General features: G+C 74.5%; 3 protein-coding genes. 2 read left to right on the plus strand and 1 reads right to left on the minus strand.

The window, feature by feature from the left end; translation table 11 throughout:
* Positions 1-44: 44 nt before the first annotated feature.
* Positions 45-1010, minus strand: a complete 966-nt coding sequence (locus tag HMPREF3159_RS06690; RefSeq protein WP_070500250.1) for an aldo/keto reductase — start codon at positions 1008-1010, stop codon at positions 45-47.
* Between the two features lie 256 nt (positions 1011-1266).
* Between HMPREF3159_RS06690 and HMPREF3159_RS17460 the strand changes: the two genes are divergently transcribed.
* On the plus strand, positions 1267-1416 hold the full coding sequence (locus HMPREF3159_RS17460) for a hypothetical protein (RefSeq protein ID WP_168165393.1): 150 nt from the start codon (positions 1267-1269) through the stop codon (positions 1414-1416).
* Positions 1417-1489: 73 nt separating this feature from the next.
* Positions 1490-1934, plus strand: a 445-nt coding sequence (locus tag HMPREF3159_RS06695) for a hypothetical protein (protein WP_210388846.1), incomplete at its 3' end; no start/stop codon positions are given.

Raw genomic sequence — 1934 nt, forward strand, 5'->3', positions numbered from 1 at the left:
CGCGCGCCCGGCGGCCCGCCGCGCGGCAGGTCCGCCGGCGCTGCTCAGGCGAAGGGCGCCGAGGCCTCGTCCAGTGCGGCGACGTCCTGGGCGGAGAGTTCGAGACTCGTGCCTGCGAGGAGGGCCGGCAGCTGCTCGGGCGTGCTCGCCGAGGCGATCGGGGCGGTCGTGCCCTTGGCCAGCAGCCAGGCGATCGCGACGGATGCCGGCTCCGCGTCGTGCGTCGCGGCGACCTCGGTGAGCACGTCCACCACGGCCAGGGCGTCCTCGGTGAGCTGGTCCTGGACCATGCCCTTGCGGGCGCGGCCCTCGAGGTCCTCCTTCGTGCGGTACTTGCCGGTCAGCAGGCCGGAGGCGAGGGAGAAGTAGGGCATGACGGCCGCGTCGAACTCGCGGGCGATCGGGGCGTAGTCCTTCTCGTACGCGGCGCGGGCCAGCAGGTTGTAGTGCGGCTGGATCGCGACCGGCACGGTGAGGCCCTCGCGGGTCGCGACCTCGAACCACTCCCGCATGCGCTCCGGCGAGAAGTTCGACAGGCCCAGGTGGCGCACCCTGCCGGAGCGGACCAGGCTGTCGGCGATCCGCACCTGCTCCTCGATCGAGACCTCCTCGTCGTCGTAGTGGGCGTAGTAGAGGTCGATACGGTCGGTGCGCAGCCGCTCGAGCGACTCGTCCAGCGCCGCCTCGACGTTCTCGGCCGACAGGCCCGTGCGCGACGGCTTCGCGCCGACCTTGGTGGCCAGCACGATCTCCTCGCGATTCCCGCGCGCCTCGAACCATTCGCCGAGCACCGTCTCGGAGTCGCCGCCCTCGCTGCCCTCGGCCCAGGCGGCGTAGACGTCGGCGGTGTCGATGAAGCTGCCGCCGGCGGCGACGAAGGCGTCCAGCACGGCGAAGGACGTCTCGCGGTCCGAGGTCCAGCCGAAGGTGTTCCCGCCGAGGTTCAGCGGGAGCACCTCCAGGTCGGTGCGGGGCAGACGGGTCAGGGATGCGGTCGGAGCGGAGGTCATGGAGCACTCCTCGTGGCGGGGTGGGGCCGGGTCCGTCCGCGCCCATCGGCTCTCGGGCTGCGGGCGCGGCGGTGGCCGGCCGGTGCGTCCATCACGCTAGCGCGTCTTCCTGGCAGGCGACAGAGCCCGTCCGACGGGCGAGGCGCGAGATGAGCTCGACGCGGTTCTCGTCGCTCAGCCCTGCCCCGGGGAGGTCGACTACCGTGGCCGTGCCCGCCCCGCCGGGCCTCGACCAGCCCCGGAAGGAGCACGGCACGTGCCGAACGCCCAGGACCCCAGCAGCCCGGACCCAGACCGCCGCGCCTCCCGTCGCCCCGCCCCGAGGGCCGTCGCGCTGCTGCTGCTCGGGATCATCCTGCTCCTCTCGATCGGAGCGTACGCCCTGGTCACCGCCTGGCTCGGCTGAGCCCGCCGCATCGTCGTAGGCAAGAGCCTGCGACCCCCGCAGCTCCATCGTGCCCGTCCTCTAGGCTCGAGGCATGAGCACGGGACGGGGGACGGCCTCCGACTACGACTGGGAGGAAGGCGCCGACGCGCCGGGCGCCTCCGACCCGTCCGCGCGCACCCCCGCCGACCCCGCCGCGCTGCCTGTGCTTCCCCGTCGGGGCGCACGCGCCGTCCCGTCGCGCGACTTCACGGCCGACGTGTCCGCCTGGTCCGGGACGGAGGCCGGGCCCGATGCGACCGGCGCGGCCTCCGAGGAGCCTTCCGGCGTGCCCGACGGCCTCTTCGACACCCCCGCCGAGGGCCCCTACGGCGCGCCGTCCTTCACCTACGACGCCCCGGAGGAGACGCCCGACGAGGAGCGCCGCGACGGCCGCCTGCCCGCCTGGGCCATCCTCGCCATGGTCGCCGTGCAGGGAGCGGCCGCCGTCGCGATCGTCGCCCTCGTGCTGGGCGCCGGGCAGAACCTGCTCGGCGGCG

The organism is Brachybacterium sp. HMSC06H03 (assembly GCF_001807385.1).
GTDB classification, from domain to species: domain Bacteria; phylum Actinomycetota; class Actinomycetes; order Actinomycetales; family Dermabacteraceae; genus Brachybacterium; species Brachybacterium conglomeratum.

What these genes read in the sequence shown, in the direction of transcription:
- HMPREF3159_RS06690 (WP_070500250.1), bottom strand. Translation starts at nt 1,010, where the DNA reads ATGACCTCCGCTCCGACCGCATCCCTGACCCGTCTGCCCCGCACCGAC.